At 77.4% G+C, this 929-nt stretch carries 1 protein-coding gene; it reads left to right on the forward strand.

All coding sequences use genetic code 11. The features are described 5' to 3' along the window. On the forward strand, positions 1 to 339 hold a 339-nt coding region (locus C1I93_RS32155), incomplete at its 5' end, for a hypothetical protein (RefSeq protein ID WP_220039620.1). Positions 340 to 929: the final 590 nt, after the last annotated feature.

Here is a 929-nt window from a genome sequence, read left to right on the forward strand (position 1 = left end):
GGTGGTGGTGCTGGCGGCGTCGGCCCGGGTGGTGGCGTGGGGACGGGCCGGGGAGGCATCGGCGGCATCGGGCCGGGCGCAGGAGGCACCGGCACCGGCGGCGGCGTCGGGCCGGGTCCGGGAGAAGGCGGCGACGGCGGCCCGGGTGCGGGCTCCGGCCCGGGCACCGGCGTGGGTGCGGGCTCGGGGCCGGGTGGCGTCGGTACGGGCTTCGGCTCCGGGCTGGGAGGCGCAGGTACGGGTTCCGGCTCCGGGCCGGGCACCGGCGTGGGCGGCTCGGCGGGCTCGCCCGGCGGGACGGGCTCCGATGGCTCCGTACCGACAGGGGCCGACCGGTAGACACCCGACGCCTTGCCGGCGGTCCCGGCGGCCTGTGCCTCGTTCACGCTTACCCGGCTCATCCCGGGCACTCGGACGCTGGCTCGGACCGCCTGCGCTGGGCTGTGCTCGCGCGGGCCGGGCACCTGGGGTGCTGCCGTGGCCTGGTAGCGGCTCCCGGCCGTGCCGTCGTCGGGCGCCGTGACCCCGCGGACACCGGCGCGACCCACCGCCGGCTGGCTTCCGGTCGCCGTCCGCACCGCGGCGGCATCAGTCGGGGCGGGAGTCGATCCAGGGTCGCCCGCCGGAGTCTCGTGCTCGGTCATCCTCGCCCTCCGCGCCACGCTCGCACCCGATCCCGCGTCGCGGGGCCGGGAGTGCCTGAGTGACACCGTGCCACATTCCGGCGGTGTCGCACACCCGGAGTGCCCACAGTGTCCCCGAGCGAATCTGGCCGTTGACTGTTCCGAGGCGGGCCGGGACCGTCGGTGACGGGCGGGTCAGTTACCGCCGACAGTGGACGGGGTGGCCGAGACCGACTCCTTCGGGGCCTCGCTGCTGGTCGCCGTGGTCGGTGCGACGCTGCTCGTCGAGACGGTGGGGGTCGGGTC

Source organism: Micromonospora endophytica (assembly GCF_003236305.1).
GTDB lineage: Bacteria > Actinomycetota > Actinomycetes > Mycobacteriales > Micromonosporaceae > Micromonospora > Micromonospora endophytica.